The following is a 712-nucleotide window of genomic DNA, read 5'->3' on the forward strand; positions in this document are numbered from 1 at the left end:
CCAGGCCGCGCTGGCGGTGCTGCTGTCGACCATGAGCGGAAGCAGCGAGGTGGCCGTCGGCTTCCCGATCGCCGGCCGGCGCGACCCGCTGCTCGACGACGTGGTGGGCTTCTTCGTCAACACGCTGGTGCTGCGGGTCGCGCCGGCCGGCGATCGGGAAGCCGACGGCCACCTCGCTGCTTCCGCTCATGGTCGACAGCAGCACCGCCAGCGCGGCCTGGACCACCATGAAACTGGTCGCGTTGTGGGTCCGCGCCACCTCGCGCACCCGCTGTTGCAGCTCGGCCGGCCACCGCACGCTGACGGTGGCCCCGCGGTGGTCGGCCACCAGCGGGTAGGGCCGGTCGGTGGGCAGCACCAACCGCTCGGGCATCCCGGCGAGATTGTGTTCCCAGAACCGCAGCTGCCCGGCGATGGGGCTGTCCGGGTCGTCCAGGTCGCCGAACTGGTCGCGTTGCCACAGCGTGTAGTCGGCGTACTGCACCGAAAGCGGCGTCCACCCGGGGGCTTCGCCGGCGGACCGGCTGGCGTAGGCCACCCCGAGATCCCGCACCAGCGGGGTGAGCGACAATCCATCCGCGGCGATATGGTGCAGCACCGACACCAACACGTGCTCGTCTTCGCCCGTGCGGAAAAGCCAAGCGCGCAGGGGGATTTCGGCACCGAGGTCGAACGCGTAGTGCGCCACGTCCTCGACCGCCTCCGCCAGCCG

2 pseudogenes are annotated in these 712 nt (G+C 71.3%); one reads left to right on the forward strand and one right to left on the reverse strand.

What is annotated here, in order from left to right:
- Nucleotides 1–31: 31 nt before the first annotated feature.
- Nucleotides 32–103 (forward strand): annotated as a pseudogene (locus tag A5701_RS28880) (hypothetical protein); the annotation flags it as partial.
- A gap of 30 nt (nt 104–133) precedes the next feature.
- On the opposite strand, the pseudogene A5701_RS12765 reads toward A5701_RS28880, so the two are convergent.
- Nucleotides 134–712, reverse strand: a pseudogene (locus A5701_RS12765) (condensation domain-containing protein); the annotation flags it as partial.

The sequence above is a fragment of the Mycobacterium sp. E3305 genome (genome assembly GCF_001666785.1).
In the GTDB taxonomy this organism is placed as follows: domain Bacteria; phylum Actinomycetota; class Actinomycetes; order Mycobacteriales; family Mycobacteriaceae; genus Mycobacterium.